The sequence below is a fragment of the Janthinobacterium woesei genome (assembly GCF_051380875.1).
Lineage (GTDB): Bacteria > Pseudomonadota > Gammaproteobacteria > Burkholderiales > Burkholderiaceae_D > Janthinobacterium.
Map to the genome: position 1 here is coordinate 1 of NZ_JBNYXW010000004.1, position 24,397 is coordinate 24,397.

General features: G+C 59.0%; 15 protein-coding genes, 2 rRNA genes and 1 pseudogene. 13 read left to right on the forward strand and 5 right to left on the reverse strand.

What is annotated here, in order from left to right; genetic code table 11:
* Together ACQ4W6_RS04855 and rrf are read left to right on the forward strand one after the other, a co-directional pair.
* Window positions 1-129: ribosomal RNA gene (locus ACQ4W6_RS04855) — 23S ribosomal RNA — on the forward strand; the annotation flags it as partial.
* Between the two features lie 151 nt (window positions 130-280).
* Window positions 281-393, forward strand: a 5S ribosomal RNA gene (gene rrf / locus ACQ4W6_RS04860).
* A gap of 152 nt (window positions 394-545) precedes the next feature.
* Here rrf and uraH read toward each other — a convergent pair.
* Complete coding sequence (gene uraH, locus ACQ4W6_RS04865) at window positions 546-899, reverse strand: hydroxyisourate hydrolase (protein ID WP_436566058.1); 354 nt, start codon at window positions 897-899, stop codon at window positions 546-548.
* Between the two features lie 121 nt (window positions 900-1,020).
* Between uraH and puuE the strand changes: the two genes are divergently transcribed.
* The 11 genes and pseudogenes from puuE to ACQ4W6_RS04920 all read left to right on the forward strand — a co-directional run.
* Window positions 1,021-1,974: an allantoinase PuuE gene (puuE, locus tag ACQ4W6_RS04870; RefSeq protein WP_436566059.1), complete on the forward strand. Its 954-nt coding sequence runs from the start codon at window positions 1,021-1,023 to the stop codon at window positions 1,972-1,974.
* Between the two features lie 99 nt (window positions 1,975-2,073).
* Window positions 2,074-3,540 (forward strand): xanthine dehydrogenase small subunit, encoded by a 1,467-nt coding sequence (xdhA, locus tag ACQ4W6_RS04875; protein WP_436566060.1) that lies wholly within the window; start codon window positions 2,074-2,076, stop codon window positions 3,538-3,540.
* 10 nt (window positions 3,541-3,550) lie between these two features.
* Complete coding sequence (xdhB, locus tag ACQ4W6_RS04880) at window positions 3,551-5,896, forward strand: xanthine dehydrogenase molybdopterin binding subunit (RefSeq protein WP_436566061.1); 2,346 nt, start codon at window positions 3,551-3,553, stop codon at window positions 5,894-5,896.
* 9 nt (window positions 5,897-5,905) lie between these two features.
* Window positions 5,906-6,973, forward strand: a complete 1,068-nt coding sequence (gene xdhC / locus ACQ4W6_RS04885; protein WP_436566062.1) for a xanthine dehydrogenase accessory protein XdhC — start codon at window positions 5,906-5,908, stop codon at window positions 6,971-6,973.
* Between the two features lie 9 nt (window positions 6,974-6,982).
* Window positions 6,983-8,299: a guanine deaminase gene (guaD, locus tag ACQ4W6_RS04890; protein WP_436566063.1), complete on the forward strand. Its 1,317-nt coding sequence runs from the start codon at window positions 6,983-6,985 to the stop codon at window positions 8,297-8,299.
* Between the two features lie 43 nt (window positions 8,300-8,342).
* Window positions 8,343-9,842 carry an adenosine deaminase family protein gene (locus ACQ4W6_RS04895; protein ID WP_436566064.1) on the forward strand — a complete coding sequence of 500 codons (1,500 nt, stop codon included), beginning with the start codon at window positions 8,343-8,345 and terminating at the stop codon, window positions 9,840-9,842.
* An 830-nt stretch (window positions 9,843-10,672) separates the two neighbouring features.
* Window positions 10,673-14,044, forward strand: coding sequence for a TonB-dependent receptor (locus tag ACQ4W6_RS04900; RefSeq protein ID WP_436566065.1), 3,372 nt, complete (start codon window positions 10,673-10,675; stop codon window positions 14,042-14,044).
* A gap of 111 nt (window positions 14,045-14,155) precedes the next feature.
* A complete protein-coding gene (locus ACQ4W6_RS04905; protein WP_436566066.1) occupies window positions 14,156-15,865 on the forward strand; it encodes a bifunctional metallophosphatase/5'-nucleotidase in 1,710 nt (569 codons plus the stop codon).
* 19 nt (window positions 15,866-15,884) lie between these two features.
* Window positions 15,885-17,114, forward strand: coding sequence for a phospholipase D-like domain-containing protein (locus tag ACQ4W6_RS04910; protein ID WP_436566067.1), 1,230 nt, complete (start codon window positions 15,885-15,887; stop codon window positions 17,112-17,114).
* A gap of 2 nt (window positions 17,115-17,116) precedes the next feature.
* Entirely contained in the window at window positions 17,117-18,184 is a 1,068-nt protein-coding gene (locus tag ACQ4W6_RS04915) for a S1/P1 nuclease (protein ID WP_436566068.1), read from the forward strand.
* Window positions 18,185-18,364: 180 nt separating this feature from the next.
* Window positions 18,365-18,949, forward strand: a pseudogene (locus ACQ4W6_RS04920) (NUDIX domain-containing protein); the annotation flags it as partial.
* A 420-nt stretch (window positions 18,950-19,369) separates the two neighbouring features.
* Here the strand turns inward: ACQ4W6_RS04920 and ACQ4W6_RS04925 are convergent.
* From ACQ4W6_RS04925 to ACQ4W6_RS04940, 4 genes are all read right to left on the reverse strand, one after another.
* Entirely contained in the window at window positions 19,370-20,341 is a 972-nt protein-coding gene (locus ACQ4W6_RS04925) for an ABC transporter permease (protein ID WP_436566069.1), read from the reverse strand.
* Window positions 20,342-20,345: 4 nt separating this feature from the next.
* Window positions 20,346-21,425: an ABC transporter permease gene (locus ACQ4W6_RS04930; RefSeq protein WP_436566070.1), complete on the reverse strand. Its 1,080-nt coding sequence runs from the start codon at window positions 21,423-21,425 to the stop codon at window positions 20,346-20,348.
* Entirely contained in the window at window positions 21,422-22,951 is a 1,530-nt protein-coding gene (locus ACQ4W6_RS04935; RefSeq protein ID WP_436566071.1) for an ABC transporter ATP-binding protein, read from the reverse strand. The genes ACQ4W6_RS04930 and ACQ4W6_RS04935 overlap by 4 nt, the downstream gene beginning before the upstream one ends.
* An 81-nt stretch (window positions 22,952-23,032) precedes the next feature.
* On the reverse strand, window positions 23,033-24,028 hold the full coding sequence (locus ACQ4W6_RS04940; RefSeq protein WP_436566072.1) for a BMP family lipoprotein: 996 nt from the start codon (window positions 24,026-24,028) through the stop codon (window positions 23,033-23,035).
* Window positions 24,029-24,397 lie beyond the last annotated feature (369 nt).

Here is a 24,397-nt window from a genome sequence, read left to right on the forward strand (position 1 = left end):
GAGATGAGATTTCCCAGAGCCTTGAGCTCTTTAAAGGGTCGTTCGAGACCAGGACGTTGATAGGCTGGGTGTGGAAGTGCAGTAATGCATTAAGCTAACCAGTACTAATTGCCCGTACGGCTTGTCCCTATAACCTTAGCAGGTACAGAGGATGAGAAAGTACATGTTGCGTGTTGTTGATCGCAGTCATTACCCAAGTAACACCTCAATACATATCTAAACTTCTTCCAGATTCATGACGCTGCTGCCCGATCGGGAGCAACCGTCAGTACAAGTTATGCCTGATGACCATAGCAAGTTGGTCCCACCCCTTCCCATCCCGAACAGGACCGTGAAACAACTTTGCGCCGATGATAGTGCTGCAACCAGTGTGAAAGTAGGTTATCGTCAGGCTTGTTATTTGGAGAAATAGCCCCGGCTGTTTTTCCTTGAGAAAAACCCAACCAGAAATGGTTGGGTTTTTTTTCGTCTGGTGATTTGAATTTCACGGCATAAGGACGTAAAAAAAGGCACCGCTATGCGGTGCCTTTGTCGTTTAACGTCGCTTAACTTCCTCGATAAGTCGAATATGACCACGGCGACACCACCAGCGGTACATGGTAGTTCTCATCTGAATGGGCAATACCGAAGGCCAGCGTGACCAGGTCGATGAAACGGGGTGAGGGCAGCTCGACGCCTTGGGCGGCGAAATAGTCGCCCGCGTTGAACACCAGTTCATATTGGCCCGCCTTCATGCTGTCGCCTTCCAGCAAGGGCGAGCTGCAGCGGCCATCGCTGTTGGTCATATCCATCTTCAGCAAAACTTTTCCTTCCGCCGCGACTGAAAACAGGGCCACCTTGACGCCGGCTCCCGGCTTGCCGTGGGCGATATCGAGTACATGCGTGCTGAGTTTTCCCATTTGCTATCCTGTATATAAGGTGAGTGAATGTGCTTATCGTGCAAATCATATACCGGCGACTGCGCTGGGCTATATGATTGGGCATATAGCCAACATTGTCCTCCTATAGGCGATCCACCGCATGAGTACCTACGAACATTATCCGCGTGACTTGATCGGCTATGGCCGCACGCCGCCCCATCCGCAATGGCCAGGCAAGGCCCGCATCGCGCTGCAATTTGTCCTCAATTACGAGGAGGGGGCGGAAAATAACGTGTTACATGGCGATCCCGCCTCGGAAACATTCTTATCGGAGATGATCGGTGCGGCCGCTTTTCCCGCCCGTCACCTGAGCATGGAGTCCATCTATGAGTATGGTTCGCGTGCAGGCTTGTGGCGCTTGCTGCGCATGTTCGAGGAGCGGCGCTTGCCGCTGACGGTATTTGGCGTGTCGATGGCATTGAAACGCAATCCGGAAGCGGTAGCGGCTTTTCAGGAATTGGGGCATGAAATCGCTTGCCACGGCTTGCGCTGGATTTCCTACCAGAACATGGATGAGGCGACGGAGCGCGAACATATGCGCGAAGCGGTGCACATCATCCGCGAATTGACGGGTTCCGCCCCGCAAGGCTGGTACACCGGGCGCGATTCGCCAAATACGCGCAAACTGGTGGTGGAGCATGGCGGTTTCCGCTACGACGCCGATTATTATGGCGACGACTTGCCATTCTGGGAAAAAGTGGCGTACACGGATGCCACAGGCACTAGCGCCGTGCAGCCGCAGCTGATCGTGCCGTATACGCTGGACACGAACGACATGCGTTTTGCCGCCATGCAAGGCTTTAATTCGGGCACGCAGTTTTTTGATTATCTGAAGGATGCATTCGATGTGCTGTATGCGGAAGGCGATCCGAACGGCTTGAACCAGCCGAAGATGCTGTCGGTGGGCCTGCATTGCCGGCTGGTGGGGCGTCCCGGGCGGGCTGCGGCACTGGCGCGCTTTCTCGACTATGTGCAACGGCATGAGCAAGTATGGACCACGCGCCGCATCGATATCGCCGAACACTGGCATGCGACGCATCCGTTCCAAAAGTAATCTTTATTCATATGGGATGATAAGTAAAATCAGTCTTTGCATATAGTTGTCCCGGGTGCCGGTGTTAATCTCCTATACTGGGACTATACCGAGGCTAGCATGTCAGAACCTATTCGCTTTTATTACCGTGGTGCCGTACAGGAAGTGCTCAACGCCGCCCCTACGCAGACTGTGTTGCAGCACCTGCGCGAGGATTTGCATTGCACCGGGACCAAGGAAGGCTGTGCCGAAGGTGATTGCGGTGCCTGCACGGTCGTCATTGCCAGCCTGCATGATGGCCAGGTTGAGATGAAGGCCGTCAACGCCTGTATCCAGCTTACGCCCACCCTCGATGGCAAGGCCCTGTTTTCCGTGGAAGACTTGCAGCAGCCCAACGGCGCCCTGCACCCGGTGCAGCAGGCGATGGTGGAATGCCACGGTTCCCAGTGCGGCTTTTGCACGCCGGGTTTTGTCATGTCGTTGTGGGGCATGTACCTGGAAAAGAATGGCGCCACGCCCACGCGTTGCGAAATCGACGATACGCTATCGGGCAACCTGTGCCGCTGCACGGGCTACCGTCCCATCATCGACGCGGCAAAACGCATGGGCGAATTGCCGCATGTGGCCTTCGATCGCGATGCTCTGGCGCAACAGTTGCGGCTGCTTCAGCGCGATAGTCTGGTGAGCTATGAACATGACGGTCAGCAATTCCACGCACCGCGCACCATCGAGGAACTGGTGCAGTTGCGCGCCGAACATCCGCAGGCCTGCCTGCTGGCTGGGTCCACCGATGTAGGTCTGTGGGTCACCAAGCAACTGCGCGACCTGGGTGACATCATTTATCTGGGCAAGATAGCCGCCCTGAAAACCATCGCCATCTTTGACGGCAAACTGGAGATCGGCGCCGGCGCCAGCCTGAACGCTGCCTACGGCGCGCTGTGCCAGCATTATCCCGGCGAACTGTCGGAACTGTGGCAGCGCTTCGCCTCATTGCCGATCCGCAACGCGGGTACCTTGGGCGGCAATGTGGCCAATGGTTCGCCCATCGGTGACTCGATGCCATGGCTGATCGCGCTGGGCAGCGACATCGTGCTGCGCGGCCCTGCTGGCCAGCGGATCATGCCCCTTGAACATTTCTATTTAGGCTATCAAAAGAAAGACTTGCAGCCCGGCGAGTTCGTCGAAGCCGTGCGCGTGCCCTTGCCCCGTGCCGATGTGCATTTCCGCACGTATAAACTGGCCAAGCGTTTTGACCAGGATATCTCGGCCGTGTGCGCCGCATTCGCCTTCCAGCTCGATGGCGAGCTGATCGTCGACGCGCGCATTGCCTATGGCGGCATGGCGGCCACGCCGCAGCGCGCCGCGCAAACGGAAGCATTCTTGCGGGGCCAGGCGTGGACGGAAGACAACTTGCTGATCGCCATGCGCCTGCTGGCCGATGATTACGCGCCGCTGTCGGATATGCGCGCATCGAACAGTTACCGCATGACGACGGCGCAAAACCTGCTGCGCCGTTTCTGGCTAGAAACACGCCCCAGTGCGCCGCTGCTGCGCACTGCCGTCAACGCCTACGCTTGCCGCGCCTGAAAGGAAGAGCATGAACCATCCTGCCACGCCCGAACTGCAAGCGGCCGCCTGGAGCGCCGTGGGCAAGCCCAGCCCGCATGAATCGGCGCAATTGCATGTGCTGGGACAAGCCACCTACACGGATGACATCGCCGAATTGCAGGGGACCTTGCACGCTGCGCTGGGCCTGTCGCAAAAGCCGCACGCGCGCATCACGGCCATGGAGCTATCGGCCGTGCGCGCTGCAAAAGGGGTTGTTGCCGTCTACACCGCACAGGACATTCCCGGCACGAATGATTGCGGCCCCATTATCCATGATGACCCGATCCTGGCCTTCGATCTGGTGCAATACGTGGGCCAGCCGATCTTCATCGTGGTGGCCGATACGCACGATCACGCGCGTCGCGCCGCCCGACTGGCGCAAGTGTCGTATGACGAGTTGCCGGCGATCATGACGCCACAGGCGGCGAAAGCGGCGCAATCGTACGTGCTGCCGCCCATGCACCTGGCGCGCGGCGATTATCAAAGCGCGTTTGAAAGTGCGCCGCATGTGCTCAAGGGCCAGTTGTATGTAGGCGGGCAGGAACAGTTCTATCTGGAAGGACAGATTTCCTACGCGATCCCGAAAGAGGCGCATGGCATGCTGGTGCTGTGTTCGACGCAGCACCCCAGCGAGATGCAGCACGTGGTGGCGCACGCGCTGGGCGTGCATTCGCACAACATCACCGTCGAGTGCCGGCGCATGGGCGGCGGTTTCGGCGGCAAGGAGTCGCAATCGGCCCTGTGGGCAGCAGTTTCGGCCATTGCGGCGGCGAAATTGAAGCGTCCCGTGAAGTTGCGCGCCGACCGCGACGATGACATGCTGGTGACGGGCAAGCGCCACTGTTTCTATTATGAGTATGCAGTGGGCTATGACGACGAGGGCAAGATTCTTGCCGCCAAGGTCGACATGACCACGCGCGCCGGCTATTCGGCGGATTTATCCGGCCCCGTCGCCACGCGCGCCGTCTGCCATTTCGACAACACTTATTATTTGTCCGACGTGGACATCCGTGCCGCCTGCGGCAAGACGAATACCCAGTCAAACACGGCATTCCGGGGCTTTGGCGGACCGCAGGGTGCCATTGCCATCGAGTACGTGATCGATGAAATCGCGCGCCATTTGCAGCGCGATGCGCTCGATATCCGTTTGCTCAACTTCTATGGCCGCAACCATGGCGAAGGGCGCAACGTCACGCCGTATGGCCAGGTCATCGTCGACAATGTCATCCACGAACTCGTTGCCGAACTGGAAGTGAGCAGCGATTACCGCGCGCGCCGCCTCGCCATCGACGCCTACAATGAAGCCAGCCCCATCTTGAAAAAGGGCCTGGCATTCACGCCGCTGAAGTTTGGCATCGCGTTTAACGTCACCCACCTGAACCAGGCTGGCGCCCTGGTCCACGTGTATGTGGATGGCTCCGTGCTGGTCAACCATGGCGGCACGGAAATGGGGCAGGGCATCAATACCAAGGTCATGCAGGTGGTTGCGCACGAGCTGGGCCTGGACCTGGAGCGCGTGCGGGCCACGGCGACAGACACCAGCAAGGTGGCCAATACCTCGGCTACGGCGGCCTCCACCGGTGCCGACTTGAACGGTATGGCGGCGCAGGATGCGGCGCGGCAGATCCGTGAACGATTGGCCGGCCATGCGGTCAAACTGTATGGTGGCGAAACGAACGCGGTGCGTTTCTTCGACAACCACATCCTCGTCAATGGTCACCTTGTGCCATTTGCCGAGCTGGTGCAAAAGGCCTATCTTGCACGGGTACAACTGTGGTCGGACGGTTTTTATGCCACGCCGGGATTGTCGTGGGATGCGAAGACGATGACGGGTCATCCGTTTTCCTATTACGCCTATGGCGCAGCCGTGGCCGAAGTGGTGGTCGATACCCTGACGGGTGAATGGAAGCTGCTGCGTGCGGACGCCCTGTACGACGCTGGCCAGTCGCTGAACCCGGCGATTGATATGGGTCAAGTGGAAGGCGCCTTTATCCAGGGCATGGGCTGGCTGACGACCGAGCAGTTGTGGTGGAACGCAGTAGGCAAGCTGATGACGCATGCGCCGTCGACCTATAAAATTCCCGGCATTTCTGATTGCCCGGAAGATTTTCGCGTCAAATTGTTCCAAAACCGTAATGTGGAAGACAGCATCCACCGCTCGAAAGCCGTGGGCGAGCCGCCGTTGCTGTTGCCGTTTTCTGTCTTCTTTGCCATTCGCGACGCCATTTCCAGCGTTGGCAACCATGCCGTGCAGCCACCGCTCAATGCGCCTGCCACCAGCGAGGAAATCCTCAAGGCGATCATGGCCGTGCAAGCGGCCGGCGCCAGCGCATAGGAGGCGATGATGAACGACTGGCTAACAGCGATGACAAACGAGACGCAACCATCCGTGCTGGTGACGGTGGCCCTGGTGGAAGGTTCCGGGCCGCGCGAGGCGGGAGCGAAGATGCGCGTCACCACGTGCGGCCAGTTTGATACCATCGGTGGTGGCCACCTGGAACTGCGCGCCGTCGAAATTGCCAAGACGATGCTGGTCACGGGCGACACCCGTGCGCGGCTGGAACGCTACGCGCTGGGCCCCAGCCTGGGCCAATGCTGTGGCGGCGTCGTCTACCTGGCGTTCGAACTTGTCGATACCCGTCTGCAAGAGGTGCTGCAGGCCTTGCGCGAACGCCGCCAGCAAGATAGCTGGCGCTTGACGGCGCTCGATGGCGACGCCGCGACGGCGCTATTCGATATGTCAGGGCAATTCATCGCCGGCACGGCGGACCAGGCACCCGATACATTCTCGCGCGAACGGGGTACCCATGTGGCACAGGGGATGGATGGACGACGCTGGCTGGTCGATCCTTGCCTGGCGCCGCGCGCTCATTTGACGCTATTTGGCGCCGGCCACGTGGGCGCTGCCATCGTGCGCGCGCTGGCCGACCTGCCCTGCAACGTCACCTGGGTCGATGAACGCGAAGACATGTTTCCCATTGTGATGCCCGATAATGTGCGCATCGCCTCCACCGATACGCCCGAAGAGTTTGTCGTCATGGCACCGCCGGGCGGCAGTTTCCTGGTCATGACGCATAGCCATGCACTGGATCAACGCCTGACGCAAGCGATCATGGCGCGCATGGACGCCGGCTGGTTTGGCTTGATCGGTTCGCAGACCAAGCGCAAGCAGTTCGAGCACCGCCTGCAGGCGCGAGGCGTGCCGGCCGAACGGATAGCCGCGATGGTGTGTCCTATCGGCATGCCCGGCATCGGCAACAAGGCGCCGGCCGTGATCGCCGCTTCCGTTGCCTGTCAATTATTGATGGTGTGGGAGCAAGCCGCTAGCGCGGCCCTGGCCGCACCGCTGCGCCTGGTCACTGCCAGCGCGCAACCGCGGCGCAAGAAACGCGCCGCCACTGAGCCCTTATAGAAAGAAGTCATGCCGATTGTTCCTGCCACATTGCAAGCTTACCGTGCCAGCTTGCTGCACTTCCGCGCCGATCCCGCTGTCAAAGAGGACGCGCATGCATGGCATGCGGATGGCTTGCTGGTCGTTGCCGATGGCAAGGTCGTGGCGGCCGGCGATTATGTGCAATTGCAGGCGACCTTGCCGCCAGGAACCGCTATCGTCGATTACCGGGGCAAGCTGATCGTACCGGGCTTTATCGATACCCATCTGCATTTTCCGCAGACGGAAATGATCGCCTCGCCCGCCCCCGGGTTGCTGCCGTGGCTGGAAACGTACACCTTCCCCACCGAGCGCGCGTTTGAAGATCCTGTCCATGCACGCAACGTGGCCGAATTTTTCCTCGATGAATTGCTGCGCTGTGGCACCACCACAGCCATGGTGTATGGCAGCGTGCATCCGCAATCGGTCGACGCTTTCTTTGGCGCCAGCGAGGCGCGCGGCCTGCGCATGGTGGCGGGCAAGGTCATGATGGACCGCAACTGTCCGGAATTTTTGCGCGATACGGCCGAGTCGGGCGCGCGCGAAAGCGAAGAGCTGATCCGCCGCTGGCACAAGCACGGCCGTTCGCTGTACGCGATCACGCCCCGCTTCGTGCCCACCTCGACCAATGAACAGATGCACCTGGCGGGCGAACTGGCGCGTGCCTATCCGGATACCTATCTGCAAACCCATGTGTCGGAAAACGAGGATGAGTGCCGCTGGGTACGCGAACTGCATCCGCAGGCGCGCAGCTACCTCGATGTGTATGACCAGTACGGCATGCTGCGCCCGCGTGCCATGTTTGGCCACTGCGTCTGGCTCGACGAGCGCGACCGCGCGCGCATGGCGGAAACGGCTTCGGCGGCAGCTGTTTGCCCTACGTCAAACCTGTTCCTGGGCAGCGGCCTGTTTGATTTCGAGCAAGCCGATGCGGCGCGCGTGCTGCTCTCGTTGGCCACGGACGTGGGCGGCGGCACCTCGTTCTCGATGTTGCAAACCATGAACGAAGCCTATAAAGTAGCACGCTTGAAAGGCAGCTACCTGCCCGCCTTGCGCATGTTTTACCTGGCGACCCTGGGCGCCGCGCGGGCCATGCAGCTGGAAGGCACCCTGGGTAATTTCACGGCGGGCACGGAAGCAGATTTCATCGTGCTCGACAAGAAATCGACGCCGCTGCTGGAACGCCGCACGGCGGGCTGTAACAGCCTGGAGGAATTGCTGTTTGCCTTTGCATTGCTGGGCGACGACCGCGCTGTGGCCGCCACCTATTCGGCCGGCCAGCGCGTGCATGTGCGGCGGCAGGGCTGACTTACCCGTTTTCCAATACGAACCACCCTGAGCGAGAATGCAGATGCAAAAGAAACTCACTAGCCTGGCGCTTGCCGCCGCGCTGTCACTGACTGGAACGGCACAGGCTGCCAAGGCGGCTACCGCGACGTCCAACGAAGCGGCCACCGCGCGCCATTTCGCCTCCCTGGTCTCGGGCGCGCAGCCCAAGACAGCCGAGCTGAGCCTGTTCTTTTCCATGATGCCCAAGGGCGGCGACCTGCATCACCATTACTCTGGCGCCATCTATGCCGAGCAATTCCTCGACTGGGTCGACAAGGAAAACTACTGCGTCAACAAGACAAGCTACCGCATCGAAAGCAGCAAGGACGTCGTCGCGGCCGAGCGCGCCAAGCCTGCCGCGCAGCGCACCTGCCTGTCGTCGACCGAAGTGTTTGCCGACGCGGGCCTGTATGCGCAATTGCTGCAGCGCTGGTCGACCAAGGATTTCTACAACCACGGCGCCATCCAGACACCACCTGACCGCACTTTCTTTGATACCTTTGGTTACTTCGGTCCCGTGGCGTCCACTAACACGGCCGATGGCTTGCAGACGCTCAAGCAGCGCGCCATCGCAGAAAACCTGAGCTACATCGAAACCATCTTCGAGTTGTCGCCGTTCGTGCAAAATGCGCAGTTCGACCAGCAGGTACTGGCACCGGGCTTGCAGCCGGCCGCGTTGCAAGCTGTGTTGGCCAACTGGACGGGCAGCTTGGAGCAGGATGCCAGCTTCCAGAAAAGCATCACCGCCTATAACGATAACGTGAACCGCAGCAGCGCCGGCATCGACGATGCCAACTTCACCATGCGCTACCAGGCCTATGTGCTGCGTTTCCTGTCGCCATCGCAGGTGTTTTCCTCGATGGTGGCCGCGTTCAAGGCGGCCAGCCTGAATCGGCTGGTAGTGGGCGTGAATATCGTGGGCCAGGAAAGCGTGAATGTGTCGATGCGCGATTACAGCCTGCACATGGAAATGTTCAAGTTCCTCAAGGCCAAGTATCCAGACGTCAAGATTGCCCTGCACGCCGGTGAACTGGCGCTGGGCATGGTGCCGCCGGAAGGCATGGCCTTCCATATCGCCGAAGCCGTCGATGTGGCGGGCGCCGACCGCATCGGCCATGGCATGGATATCGCCTATGAACACAATGCGCTGGCGACCATGCAAAAGATGCGCGATCGGGGCATTCCCGTGGAAGTGAACCTGACCAGCAATGATTACATCCTCGGCATCAAAGGCCAAGCCCATCCGATCACCCTGTACCGCAAGTACGGCGTGCCGTTCGTGATCTCCACCGACGATGCCGGTGTGTCGCGCAATACCTTGTCGAACGAATACGTGTTGTTTGCCAGCCAGTACAAGACCGATTATGCGGAACTGAAAAAACTTTCGTATAACAGCCTGCGCTATTCCTTCCTGGCAGATGTAGATAAACAACGTTTGCTGAAAGCACTCGATGCCCGTTTCAGCCGCTTTGAGGCGCAAATCGCTGCCGCCGACAAGGCGGTCAAAAGTAGTAAACCATAAGTTTCGCGACTGTCGAAACTGATACTTCCATCACGGCCGGGTTCTCCGGCCGTTTTCTTTTCTGAGCCTAAAGTCGCACGATGTTTTTATGTTAATTCTGTGGCGGCCATGCGACACAATTAACGACAGTTACATGACTTTATCCAAATTGCTGGATGAATCAATTTCAAGCACATATTGCTCATTTATAATCTCGCGCCATGAGCCCGGACATCGCCAGCACGATATCAATCCAGCTACATACATCTTGCTATTTATACTTTAAATATATAAATATGTAAAAAAAAACGTATTTGTCATCCATTTTTCGATGATGCATAGTGGGATGAGTGTGATGATAAAAAGTCACAATTCATATTGATGATCGCGTATGAAGATGGGTATTTGCAGTAAATAACGGTGAGATACAGAATGAAACAAACAGTCAAGCGGCTAAATGACGACATTCTTCGGTATCTTGCCGCCGTGTCACAGTCTTGAAATATTTAACAATTACACTCGCGGCTTGCCATGTCGGCCGGTTCAGCATGTCGGGTGAATGACACAGGTGCTAGCGCCCTGGATTGTACGGCCAGGAAACAACGTTTTCCGTCGTTATTGCTTGAATTTCACTGGCTGTGAGGTATGGAAGGCGTTTGTGATGGTCTTGTCAGGACCAGTAGCCAGTCCAGCCGGCGTAACAGTTGCAGCATCGTAAAGAGGAAATCTTGTGTTTGTGTTGCTGTGCGGCGCAGCCGGGCAGTGAGGCAATCCAGGATTTTCAAAAATAATAGTCTTTTCTGGGGTTAAAGATGATCAATCACAAACGACTTCGGCTAACGCAAATCGCGTTGAGCCTGTCTATTGCACTGGCGGCGGCACCATCGTTCGCACAGAACACCACGTCGGCCATCAGCGGACGTATCTCAGCCAATGACGGTAAGCCAGCAGCTGGCGCCCAGGTCAATATCGTTCACGTTGAATCCGGTTCCTCCAGCAACGTGACCACCGATGCCGAAGGCCGTTACGTCGCGCGTGGCTTGCGCGCCGGCGGTCCTTACACGATCACCATCACCAAGAATGGCGAAGTGGAAAAACGCGAAGGCGTCTTCATCCAGCTGGCTGAAACGGCCAGCGTCGATGCGACCTTGGGCGCGCAGATGCAAGTGGTGAATGTCAGCACCAACGCCATCCGCAACCAGGTATTTAACCGCAACAACATGGGTTCCGGCACCAATATCGGCCCGACCGAATTGGCTACCCAGGCATCGATCTCGCGCAGCCTGCAAGATTACGCCCGCGCCGATCCGCGCCTGTCGCAAACCGACAAGGAACGCGGCGAAATTTCCGTGGCCGGCCAGAACTCGCGCTACAACTCGATGACGATTGACGGCGTGGCCGTAAACGACACCTTTGGCCTGGAAGCTTCCGGTACTGCAACGGGCAAGCAACCGATCTCGATCGAAGCGATCCAGTCGGTGCAAGTGAACGTCGCTAACTATGACGTGACGCAAAAAGGCTATACGGGTGCCAATATCAACGCCGTGACCAAATCCGGTACCAACAAGGTCAAAGGTAGCGTCTATTACGTGTTCCGTAACGACACCATGTCGGGCGACCGTTACAACAGCACCGACGACACTTACTACGCACCGCCAAAATCGAAAGACACCACCAAGGGTATTACCCTGGGCGGCCCGCTGATCGAAGACAAGCTGTTCCTGTTTGCCAACTACGAAAAAACCACCAGCTCGCGCGGCGCGCCAGCATTCGGTCCTGTCGGCAGCGCACAGACCAACGTTGCCATTACCCAAGGCGCCATCGATAGCGCGATTGCTATTGCCAAGGACAAATACGGTATCGATGCCGGTACTTCGGCAGTTCCTGCGGGTTCCGAATTCACGGCGACGGAAAAGCTGCTCAAGCTGGACTGGAACCTGACCGACACCCAGCGCATGATGCTGCGCTACACCAAGACCGAACAGTCCGAGCCGATCTACACCGGTTTTTCCGGCACTGGCCTGTCGCTGAGCTCGTACTGGTATGACCAGAACAAGAGCCTGGAAACCCTGGTTGGTCAATGGACCGCCGAGTGGACCCCGACCTTCTCGACCGAAGTCAAAGTGTCGTCGCGCGACTACGACAGCGTACCGCGCAACAACGCTTATCTGCCGGCAATCGGCCTGCAGTTCAGCGGCGCGCTGCCAGCTGGCGCACCTTCGAGCCTGGCTACCGGCAACCGCTTCTTGAACTTTGGTACCGAACTGAGCCGTCAGCGTAATATTCTTGGCACCAAAACCAAGGATTTCTACGCAGCCGGTACATGGTCGCTGGGCGACCATGAAGTCAAGTTCGGCACCGACTACAGCAAGAACGACATCTATAATGCGTTCCTGCAAAACGTCAACGGTAACTACACCTTCGGCTGTATTAACAGCAGCGCCACGTTTGGCTATTCGTTCGGCGCCATCAATTGCGGTACTGCCACGGCAGCGCAATTGCAGGCAGCCGTGCTGGAAAACTTCAGCCGTGGCCGCCCAAGTTCGTACTCTTACCAGGTGGCACAGCCTGGCCGCACGATGGACGACGCCGTCGCGACGTTCTCGCTGAAAAACATCGGCCTGTTCCTGCAAGATACCTGGGAAGTCAACAAGCAGCTGACGGTCATGGCCGGTTTGCGCATCGACGGCACCCGCATCGGTGAAAAGCCGATCTACAATGCGCGTGCAGCACAGGCAACTGTTGCTCGTACCACGCCTAACGGTCGTCAGACCGGCGGTTTCGGTATCGATAACTCGCATACCATCGACGGCGAAAACCTGTATCAGCCACGTTTTGGCTTCAACTACAAGCTGGAATCGGCGCGTCCGACGCAAATTCGCGGCGGCTTCGGCTTGTTCCAGGGTGCGGCGATGAGCGTCTGGCTGGGCAATCCTTACCAGAACACCGGTATGGCAACCCAGAACATTACCTGCGCCTCGTCGGCCGGCACTTGCCCGACCACCGATGGCTTCTTCAATGCCGATCCAACCAAGCAGCCAATGAGCGTGCCAGCGGTTATCCCGGCAATGAAGGTCGATGCCCTGAGCCCGAACCTGGCGCAACCATCGGTATGGAAAGCCAACCTGGCCATCGAACATGAGCTGCCATGGATGGGCCTGATTGTCAGCGCGGAATACCTGCGTTTCCAGACCAAGAGCGCGATTTACTATGAAGAGCTGAACATGGGCGCGCCAACGGCAACCGGTAGCGATGGCCGTCCAATGTACTATGGTCCTAACGCCTACAATACGGCTTGCTGGAATGCAAATGGCGCCCTGATCGGCGGCACCAATTGCAGCGCCTTGACCAAGGCTGGCAGCAATGCCGCCTTCGGCCAGGTGCTGATGGCTAAAAATACCGACAAAGGCGAGTCGAACGTGCTGACCCTGTCGGTGCGCAGCCCACTGCGCGAAGGCCTGTCGTGGGGTTCGTCGTACACGTATAGCGATGCCACGGAAGTGTCGCCGCTGACATCGTCGACGTCGAGCTCGAACTGGGGCGGCCGTGCCGTCTTCAATCCGAACGAAAACGTGGCGTCCAACTCGAACTATCTGGTCAAGGACCGCTTCACGGCCAACGTCAACTGGCAAAAACGTTTCTTCGGCGAATACAAGACCACCTTCGGTCTGTTCTATGAAGGCCGTAGCGGCAAGCCATACAGCTGGACCATCAACAACGACTTGAACGGTGACGGACTGGCCGGCAACGACTTGATGTACATCCCTAGCGCGCCAGGTTCGGGCGAAGTGGTGTTCTCTGGTGCCACGCCAGCGGCCCGTGCCGCCAATGAGGCAGCGTTCTGGAGCGTCGTCAACGCCAATGGCGACTTGCGCAAAGCCAAAGGTGGCGTGATTGGCCGTAACGAGAGCTTTGCTCAATGGACCAACAGCTTCGATGTGCGCATGAGCCAGGAAGTACCGGGCTTCTTCAAGGGTAACAAAGGCATCATTACCTTTGATATCCTGAACGTCGGTAACCTGCTCAATCGCAAATGGGGCCGCATCAATGAAGTGGGCTTCCAGGGCGCCGGTGGCCTGGTGCGCAGCTTCGTCGACTACGTGGGTATGGAAAACGGCAAGTATGTGTACAACACCCGTCCTGTGGTGGAAAGCCTGGAAACGCGTCAAGTCAAAGGCGAATCGCAATGGGCGCTGCAAGCGACGGTCAAGTACGAATTCTAATGTCGTAGTTGTTGCGTAGTTTGGCAAGATAAAAACGGCTGGTGGCGACACCAGCCGTTTTTTTTATACACCAGATGGTTTACTCTTTCCCCTTTTGATAAATATCATTTAATGGCTCACTTCCTACGCACTCCGGTCGCCAGCGCGGCCCTGATCCTGACCCTGTCCGGCTGCAGCAATTTCGCTTCCGCTCCACAGGCTGCGCGCAGCGGCCCGGTTGAAGTGAACCTGGTCGCCCTGAACGATTTTCACGGCAATCTCGACCGTAGTAAATTCACTTACACCAGTGTCACCGACCCGGTGCGCAAGACGGTGCAGGCGGGCGGCATCGATACCCTGTCCGGCGCCTTGGCGGCGTGGCGCCGTGAAGACGCACAGCTGATTTTTGTCGGTAACGGTGACCTGGTCGGCGGCAGCCCCGCCATGTCGGCGCTGTGGGCGGACGAGCCGAGCATCGTGGCCATGAATATGCTGGGCATGAAGGCCAGCTCGGTCGGCAATCATGAATTTGACCAGGGCAAGGCGGAATTGCTGCGCCAGCAGCGCGGCGGTTGCGAATCGTCGCGCGCGGACAAGGCATGCAAGTTCAACCCTGACTTCAAGGGCGCCAGCTACACCTACATGGCGGCCAATGTGATCGACATGCAGACGGGCAAACCGCTGCTGCCGGCTTACCGCATCGAAGAAGCGCATGGCGTCAAGGTGGGCTTGATCGGCGCCGTGCTGAAAGATACGCCATCCGTGGTGACGGCGGCCGGTGTTGCCGGCTTGCAATTTGGCGATGAAGCCGACGCCATCAACGCCACCTTGCCGCAGCTGCGCGCGCAAGGTGTGGGCGTGTTCGTGGTACTGCTGCACCAGGGCGGCGAGACGCAGGAAGCCGTTGACCAGCCTGACTGCAGCGGCCTCAAGGGCGAAGTGGTCGACATCGTCAAGCGCCTCGATCCGGCCATTCAACTGGTCGTCAGCGGCCACTCGCACCAAGGTTATCTGTGCCGCATCGATGGCCGTTTGGTGACACAAGCACAGATGGGCGGACACATGTTGACGCGCATCAAACTCAAGGTCGATCCCGTCAAGAATGCGGTGATCGATGCCAGCGCGCAAAACGTCGTCATGCTGCCCGGCATGTATGAGCCGGACCCGGCCGTGGCAGCTTATCTGGCATCGGTGCAGCAGCGTAGCGCGCAAGAATTGTCGCGTCCTGTGGCCGTCATCGCCGTGCCGACGGTGGGCCGCAGCACCAAGGGCGGTGGCGCCTCCGCGCTGGGTGACCTGGTGGCCGACAGCACCTTGTTCGGCGCGCGCGCCGCGGGTGCGCAAATCGGCCTGATGAACAATGGCGGCATCCGCAAGGACCTGGAAGCGGGCGCAGGCCTGATGACGAACGTGGGCCAGAACCAGGCCGTGGTGCCATTTGGCAATACGCTGATCGTGGTCAGCCTGTCCGGCGCGCAAATCCGCACCTTGCTCGAGCAGCAATGGCCGGGCGCCGCAGCGGAAGAGGGCAATCTGCTGCAAGTGTCCGACGGTTTCAGCTACCGCTGGGACAGTACTCGTCCGCAAGGCCAGCGCGTGCTGCCGGGCAGCATCTTGCTCGATGGCGTGGCGATTGACGATCATCAACAATACCGTGTCGCCGCCAACAGTTTCCTGGCCGGCGGTGGCGACCGCTTCACCGTGCTGGCGGCCGGCACGCGCCGCCTTGACACGGGCGTGCGCGACATCGACGCCTTCAGCAATTACCTGATCGAGCGCGCGCGCGCCGGCAAGCCTGCTGGCAGCGTGACGGCGGCGGGCCGCATCGTGCGCGTCAAATAATATTTTCAAGGAAAAAACCATGCGTCGTTTATTTGTTTCCCTGCTCGTAGCTAGCCTGTTCGCGGGCAGCGCCCACGCCGATTTCACGATTCCCGGCTTTGAGCTGGTCCACACCTCGCCCGTGGAAACCACGTTGACCAATCCCGACTTGCGCGAACCGCTCGCCGTCTGGAGCGAGCTGTTCGATTCCGCCAAGAAAGAGATCGTCATCGCCCAGTTCTATGCCGTCAGCAAACCGGGCACGGCTTTCGAAAAAGTGCTGGCCAGTTTGACGGCGGCCGGCCAGCGCGGTGTGAAAATCCGTTTCCTGCTGGACCAGAAGGGCGTTGGATTGTCGGAAGCGGCCACCATCGCCCAGATCAAGGCGATTCCCAACCTGGAGTTGCGCCTCATCGATTTCAACAAGGTGACGGGCAATGGCATCGTGCACGCGAAATACCTGGCCGTCGATGGCCGGGTGGCGTATATCGGCAGCCAGAATTTCGACTGGCGCTCGTTCGAGCACATCCATGAAACGGGCTTGAAGATTACGCAAGCGGCCATGGTCAGCCAGGTGCAGGCCATTTTTGAGCAGGATTGGCAGGCGCAGGCGTTGACGTCGCAAGGTGGCCGTGCCACGGTACTCAACAGCAAGGTAGTACAGGCTAATTACGCGCAAAACGCTTTCCTGCTGGCCAGCCCGAATGCGTATAACCCGGCTGGCGTGGGCGACTCGGAAACGGGCTTGCCTGCCTTGCTGGCGGAAGCGAAAAGCGAAGTGCGCATCCAGCTGCTCGATTATGCGCCGCTGTCGTATGGCCCGAACCGCACGCGTCCGTACTACGCCGTGATCGATAACGCCGTGCGCGCGGCCGCCACGCGTGGCGTCAAGATCAAGCTGATGGTATCAAGCTGGAACACGGAAGCGCCCGCCATTGCCTACCTGAAAAGCCTTGCCCTGGTGCCGAACGTGGAAATCCGCATCGTCACCTTGCCCACGGCTTCGACGGGTTTCATTGCCTTCGCGCGCGTGATCCACAGCAAGACCATGAGCATCGATGGCAAGCTGGCCTGGGTGGGCACCAGCAATTGGGCGGGCGGCTATTTCGACCTGTCGCGCAACCTGGAAGTGGTGCTGCGCAACGACGCCATGGCGCAGCGTATTGCTGCTTTGCATGAGCAGACGTGGAGCTCGGCCTATGCACAGCCGATCGACATCAACAAGCAATATCCGAAACCGGCCAAGGCTGCGCCGCAAGCGAAGGAATGAGCATGAAGAAATTACTCACCGTGCTGGCGCTGGGCGCCGCTTTTAGCTCCGGCAATGCATTGGCCTGGGGTAACGATGGCCACCGCGCCGTGGGCGCCATCGCCGATCAATTGCTCAAGGGCAGCGCCGCCCAGGCGCAGATCGCCAGCTTGCTGCTGCCTGGCGAAAGCCTGGAAAAGATCGCTAACTGGCCCGACTGCGTGAAGGGCACGTATTGCGGCCCGCAATCGCCCGAGATGCTGACCTATGTGGCAGCCAATCCGAAACATGGCGAATACCATTACACGAATGTTCCGTTCCAGAACGTCCACTACCACGACCATGCCGTGGGCACGGCCGACGATGATATCGTGCAGACGCTCAAGCAGGCGATCCTGGTGTTGCAGGGCAAGGCTGATGCAGCCAGCAATCCGCACCGCTTCAGCAAGCGCGAAGCCTTGATCCTGATCACGCATCTGGTGGGCGATATCCACCAGCCCTTGCATGTGGGTAATGCCTTTGTCGGCAAGGATGGCAGTTTCTTCGTGCCTGCCACGCAGGCGCAGATTGACGACGTCGCCATTTTCAATGCGCGCGGCGGCAACGACTTGCTGCTCGACGATGCGAAGATGACGGCATTGTCGAATGCCGTGATCCCCGCGTTACCGGCGGATGACGGCGAGGCCAGGCCGGCCAGCCCGTATCCGAAGTCGCCCACCAAGCCCCTGCATTCCTACTGGGACAGCACGGTGGTCGATTACGCCATGCGCCGCCTGAGCACACGCACGCCGCAACAGTTCGCCAGGACCGTGATCGCCAGCGCGCCGCAAGTGGCCCGCAACAGCGGCGACCCCGTCAGCTGGCCATATCAGTGGGCCGATGCGTCGCTGGCGGCGTCAAAGATTGCCTACGCGGCTGTGGTCGCTGGCCCGGCCACGCAGCAGACCAGCCGCAAGGGCGATGTCTATAATGTATGGACCTTGACGGTGCCGGACAATTATCCCGTACCCAGCTCGGCGCTGGCGAAGCAGCAACTGATCGAGGGCGGCTATCGCCTGGCGGCCGTGTTGCAGGCGATCTGGCCGCAATAACAGCAGAATTGAAAAGCGGCTTGCGGGCCGTTTTTTTTACGCCAGCGTCACGCTGATGCCCAACTCGCAGTAGCGCGTTACCAAAGCGTTGTCCACATCGCGGTGCACGACGATATCATTGACCTGGCTCAAAGGCGCGATCTGGAAGGGCGAGGACGAAGGCAAGCACAAGGAGACAAGATGCGCGAAGAAAATACTGAGCAGCAACGGGTACGTATTCAGGGCGTGCAGACCCTGTCGCACGATTGGTACCTGTTGCAAAAGACCACATTTGACTATCTGCGCCGGGACGGCCAGTGGCAGACGCAGACGCGGGAAACCTACGACCGCGGCGATGGCGCCACCATTTTGCTGTACAACAAAGCCAAGCGCACGGTGATCCTGATCCGCCAATTCCGCTTTCCCACGTTTCGCGAAGGCCACGACGGTTTCCTGATCGAAGCGGCGGCCGGTTTACTGGAAGAAGCTAGCCCTGAGCAGCGCATCCGTGCGGAAGTCGAGGAAGAAACGGGCTACCAGGTCGGTCATGTGCAGAAAGTGTTCGAGGCCTTCATGAGCCCCGGTTCGGTGACGGAGCGCTTGCATTTTTTCGTGGCGCAATATGATCCCACCAGCCGCCTCAGCGAGGGCGGCGGCCTGGCGCATGAGGGCGAAGATATCGAAGTGCTGGAATTGCCGCTGGCGCAAGCGATGCAGATGGTGGCGGATGGGCGCATTTGCGACGGCAAGACCATCATGCTGCTGCAGCATGCGCAAATGCACTTGACGCCGCGCAAACGGGGACTGCAAATATTGATTGCCGGACCGTATCGCTCCGGCACGGGCGACGATCCGGCCAAGATGGAGCGCAATGTAGCGGCCATGGAAGCCGTCTGCCTGCCCCTGTATGCGGCCGGGCATTTGCCACTGCTGGGTGAATGGCTGGCCTTGCCCATGCTGGCGCTGGCCGGTTCGCGCCAGGTCGGCGACCTTGTCTACGAAGAACTGTTCCATGCGCATGCGACGCGTTTGCTCAGCCACTGCGATGGCGTATTGCGTATCGGCGGCGCTTCCCAGGGGGCGGAGCAGATGGTGGCCGTGGCGCGCAGTCTCGGCTTGCCCGTGTATTTTTCCTTGGCGGACATTCCGCAGGCATAAAAAAGCGAAGCCCGCGGGCTTCGCTTTTTGTATCAGGCTAAGTCAGACTTAACGAGACTTTACAAACGGAATGCCGATCGCTTTCGGTGCGATGGATTTCGCCATCAAGCCTGCCAGCACGATCACGGTGACGACATACGGCACCATCTGGATCAGGGAACCGGGGATGCGGCCCACGACAGGCAAGTCCACGCCTTCGATCTGGATCTGGATGGCGGCGAAGAAACCGAACATCAAACAGCCCAGGAAGGTGTAGACGGGGCGCCAGTTGCCGAACACCATGGCCGTCAGGGCCAGGTAGCCGGCGCCGGCCGACATGTCGCGCAGGAAGAAGCCGCTTTGCACGATGGCAAGATAGGCGCCCGAGAACGAGCACAAAATGCCGGCCACCAGCATGGCCAGGTAGCGCGTCGCTTCCACGCTCACGCCGGCCGAGTCGGCCGCATGCGGGTTTTCGCCGCAGGCGCGCAGACGCAGGCCGAAGCGCGTGTGGTACAGCAGCCAGTGCACCAGCGGAATCAACAGGAAGGCCACATACACGAGGATGGAATGGCCGCCGATCAAATGGGCATACACCCAGCCGATGAAGGGGATGTGTTCCACGTATTGCGTGCCTGGCAAGACCACGTCGAACAGGCGCGCCTGGCCCAGGTCGGGCGTGCGGCCGCCTTGCTGGAAGAAAAATTGCGCCAGCACAAAGGTCAAGCCGCTCATGGCGATATTGATCGCCATGCCGGCCACCAGCTGGTTGCCCTTTTGCGTGATGCTGACATACGCCTGCAGCAGGGCCAGGGCGACGCACACCAGCATGCCGGCCGCCATGCCGTAATACGGGTTTTGCGTGGTGTAGGCCACGGCGGCGGAGGCGAAGGCGCTGGCCAGGATCTTGCCTTCCAGGCCGATGTCGATCATGCCGCTGCGTTCGGCAAACAGGCCGGCCATGGCGGCAAAGATCAGGACCGGCGCATTGCGCACGGTCGACACCAGGATGCTGGCGAAATGAAAGTCGTCGAGTGTCATGGTGTTAGCCTTTGATGCGCTTGAGCAGGGCGGAAATGGCCGGTGCGTAGAAGTTTTCCATTGCACCACAGAACAGGATGATCAAGCCCTGGATGAAGATGAAGGTTTCCGTCGGAATATTCGGTTTTTCCAGCGACAAGTCGAAACCGCCCTGTATCAGCGCGCCGAACAGCACCGACGACAAAAAGATCCCGACCGGATGCTGGCGGCCCATCAGGGCGATGGCGATGCCGATGAAGCCGGCGCCGCCGACGAAGTTGAGCGATAAATAATGCGTCGAGCCCATGATGGAGTTGACGGAACCCAGGCCTGCCAGCGCGCCGGAAATGAGCATGACGATGATGATCATCTTGCTGATCGATACGCCCGCATAGTGGGCCGCATGCTTGTTCAGGCCCGTGGCGCGCAGCTTGAAGCCCCACGACGAGCGCCAGACCATCACGCCGTAGATGAGCAGCGCGGCGATGGCCAACAGGAAACTGATGTTCAGCGGCGTGTCGCCCAGCGCCGGGAACCAGGTGGAGAGGCGCGGCATTTCGCCGCTTTCGGCAAATACGCGGCTGGCCGTATTCTGCTCGCCTGGCGGAATCAGGTATTTCACGATCACGAAGTTCATCAGGCTGGCGGCGATGAAGTTGAACATGATGGTGGTCACCACGATGTGGCTGCCCCGTTTCGCTTGCAGATAGCCGGGCAAAAAGCCCCACAGCGCGCCAAACAGGGCCGCGCCTATCATGGCCGCCGGAATCAAGAGCCAGGCGGGCAGGGTCTGGTCAAAGGCAAGCATGGCGACTGTCAAGCCCAGGCCGCCGATATACATCTGGCCTTCGCTGCCGATATTGAACAGGCCGGCCTGCATCGCCACGGAGACCGACAGGCCCGTGAAGATGAAGGTGCTGGCGTAGAACAGGGTGTAGCTCAAGCCTTCCGGATTGAGGATGGCGCTGTGGACGAGGATACCCAGCGATTCGCCCGGGTCTTCGCCCAGCATATAAATCACCAGTGCCGCGACCAGCAAGGCCGACAGCAGGTTTAACATGGGCATGACAAAGGCTGTCGCCCAGCGTGGCAAGTCGTTATTCATGATTTATGCATTCCCCCCATCAACAGACCGATGCGGGTGGTATCGAATTCTTCAATGTTCAGTTCGCCGGTGATGCGTCCGCCGCACATGACCAGAATGCGGTCGGCCAGCGCCCGCACTTCTTCCAGTTCGACCGACACCAGCAGGATCGCCACGCCTGCGTCGCGCAGGGCCAGCAATTGCGTATGGATGCTTTCGATGGTGCCGATGTCGACGCCGCGCGTGGGTTGCCCCACCAGCATCAGTTTCGGCTTGGCCAGCACTTCGCGCGCGATCACCACTTTTTGCTGGTTGCCGCCGGACAGCAAACCGATGCGCAGATCCGGGTTGGCCGGGCGCACATCGAAGGTCTTCAGCAGTTCTGCGCAGCGCGCGCCGATGGCCTTGAAGTTGAACAGGCCCCAGCGGTTTTTCAGGTGGTCCTGGTAGCCGAGGATGGTGTTTTGCATGACGGAGAAGTTTTTCACCACGCCATCGCGCAAGCGGTCTTCCGGAATGTGGGCGATGCCCAGTTCACGGAAGGCCAGCGGCAAGCCGTCGGCGTCTGTGCGCTTGCCAAACGGTAAGTCCTTGTCCAGGAAGCGCAGCTTGCCCGAGGTCGGCAAACGCATGCCCGAGAGGATTTCCAGCAGCTCGCTCTGGCCATTGCCGGACACGCCCGCGATGGCGACGATCTCGCCGGCGCGCAAGTTGAAGCCGATATCGGCCAGCAATTTGACCTGTTGCTCATCTGCAAGTTGCAAACCGTCTACTTCCAGCACCGTGGCGCCCGGATTGTAGGGCGCACGCGGCAAGTGGCTCTGGATCGGGCGGCCCACCATCATGTTGGCCAGCTCCTCTTTCGAGGTGGTTGCCGTGGCGACGGCGCCCACCACCGTGCCGCCGCGCATGACGGTGACGTTGTCGGTGATTTCCAGGATCTCTTGCAGCTTGTGCGTGATCAGGATGATGGTCTTGCCTTGTTCCTTGAACAGGCGCAGGATTTCAAACAGCGACGCCGTTTCCTGGGCCGTCAGCACGGCCGTCGGCTCGTCGAGGATCAGGATGTTGGCGCTGCGGTAAATCTGCTTGAGGATTTCCACGCGCTGCTGCGCACCGACGGACAAGTCTTCGATCTTCGCCAGCGGGTCGACGTCGAGGCGGTAGCGCGCGCAAATGTCGCGCAGCTGGGCCTCCGCTTCGGCGCGGTGACTGGCCAAACGAAAACCGCCTTCCGTGCCCAGCATGATATTGTCGAGGACGGTGAAGTTCTCGACCAGCATGAAGTGCTGGTGCACCATGCCAATGCCGAGCTTGATCGCCTCCTGGCTGTTGCGGATAGGCTGTATTTTTCCGTCGAGCAAGATTTCTCCGCCGTCGGCACGGTAATATCCGTACAGGATGCTCATCAAGGTCGATTTACCGGCGCCGTTTTCTCCCACCAGGCCATGGATACTGCCCTTGGCGATGGAGAAACTGACGTCGGCGTTGGCCTTCACATGTCCAAATTGCTTGGAAATGCTGCGAAATTCTACTGCTGGCTGCATAGGCTCATAACTGGATAGTTTCATGGAAACGCGCCGCGCGGAGACAGGCCCCGGCGGCGCGTTTAAGAATGAAGAGTGCGTTTAAACCGGGCAGGTGCTGCCGACGCGGTAATCGATCACTTTGATCTTGCCGTCGATAATGTCTTTACGCGCAGCCAACACGCGCTTCTCGATTTCCGGCGTAATCAGCGTGCGGTTGTTCGCATCGAGCGCCCAGTCCACGCCGCCTTCTTTCAAGCCTTTATAACTGGTGCCACCCTTCCAGGTGCCGTTCTTCACTTGCATGAAGCTGTCGTAGACCGTGTTGTCGACGCGCTTGACCATCGAGGTCAGGATGCTGCCTGGATACAAATGGTTCTGGTTCGAATCGACGCCGATGGCCAGCTTGCCTTTTTCCTTGGCCATCTGCAAGGTACCCATGCCGCTGCCGCCAGCGACGGCGAAGACGACATCGACGCCGCGTTCGAATTGCGAGCGGGCCAGCTCGCCACCCTTGGCCGGGTCATTCCAGGCGCTGGACGTGGTGCCGACCATGTTTTGCGTGATGTCCGTTTTCGGATTAACGGCCTTGACGCCTTGCGCGTAGCCGCAGGCGAAGTTGCGGATCAGGGGAATATCGATGCCGCCGATGAAGCCGACTTTCTTGCTCTTGCTGGCCATGGCTGCAGCCACGCCCACCAGGTAGGAGCCTTCTTCTTCCTTGAAGATGACGGAATTGACGTTGCTGCCGGCAGCCTGGCCGTCGATCAGCACGAATTTCACGTTCGGGAATTCCTTGGCGACCTTTTGCACGGCTTGCGTTTGCGCAAAGCCGATGGCAGCGATCATGTCGAGTTTCTTGCGGGCCAGGCCGCGCATGACTTGTTCAGCCTGTGTATCGCTCGATGCCTGCACTTCGATGAAGGAAATGCCCGTGTCTTTTTTGAAGCGCGATGCGCCTTCGAAAGCGGATTGGTTGAACGACTTGTCGAACTTGCCGCCCGCGTCATACACGACACCCAGTTTTGGGGTAGCCGCGGACGCTTGAGCAGTCAGGAATACGGCTGCGATCGTCAAACTAAATTGTGTAAGTTTCATGAATTGGCTCCTGGAAGATCGATATTGTATATTTTTTATAGGTGAAACATATAATGTGGGGCCGATTTAGCCTGTTTTTCATGCACGAGGTGATGGTTCCTTATCAACATTGCACTGTATTGCACAAGATCATGCAGAAGATCATTGCTGGCCTTGTATGCTTTTACGTACACAGTGTGATGCTCATGCAACAGTCGCGCCCGTCTCTTTTATATTTACAACATCGAATGGATGAGCCGGAGCGGGCTGGATGCGCCGTCGGCATGACGGGCAAGGCAAGCACGGGACCGTCGCCACGATGGGCGTCCGAATCACTATGCATCATGCCCGATATGTATGACAAATACGTTTTTGTTTGTTTATTTATAT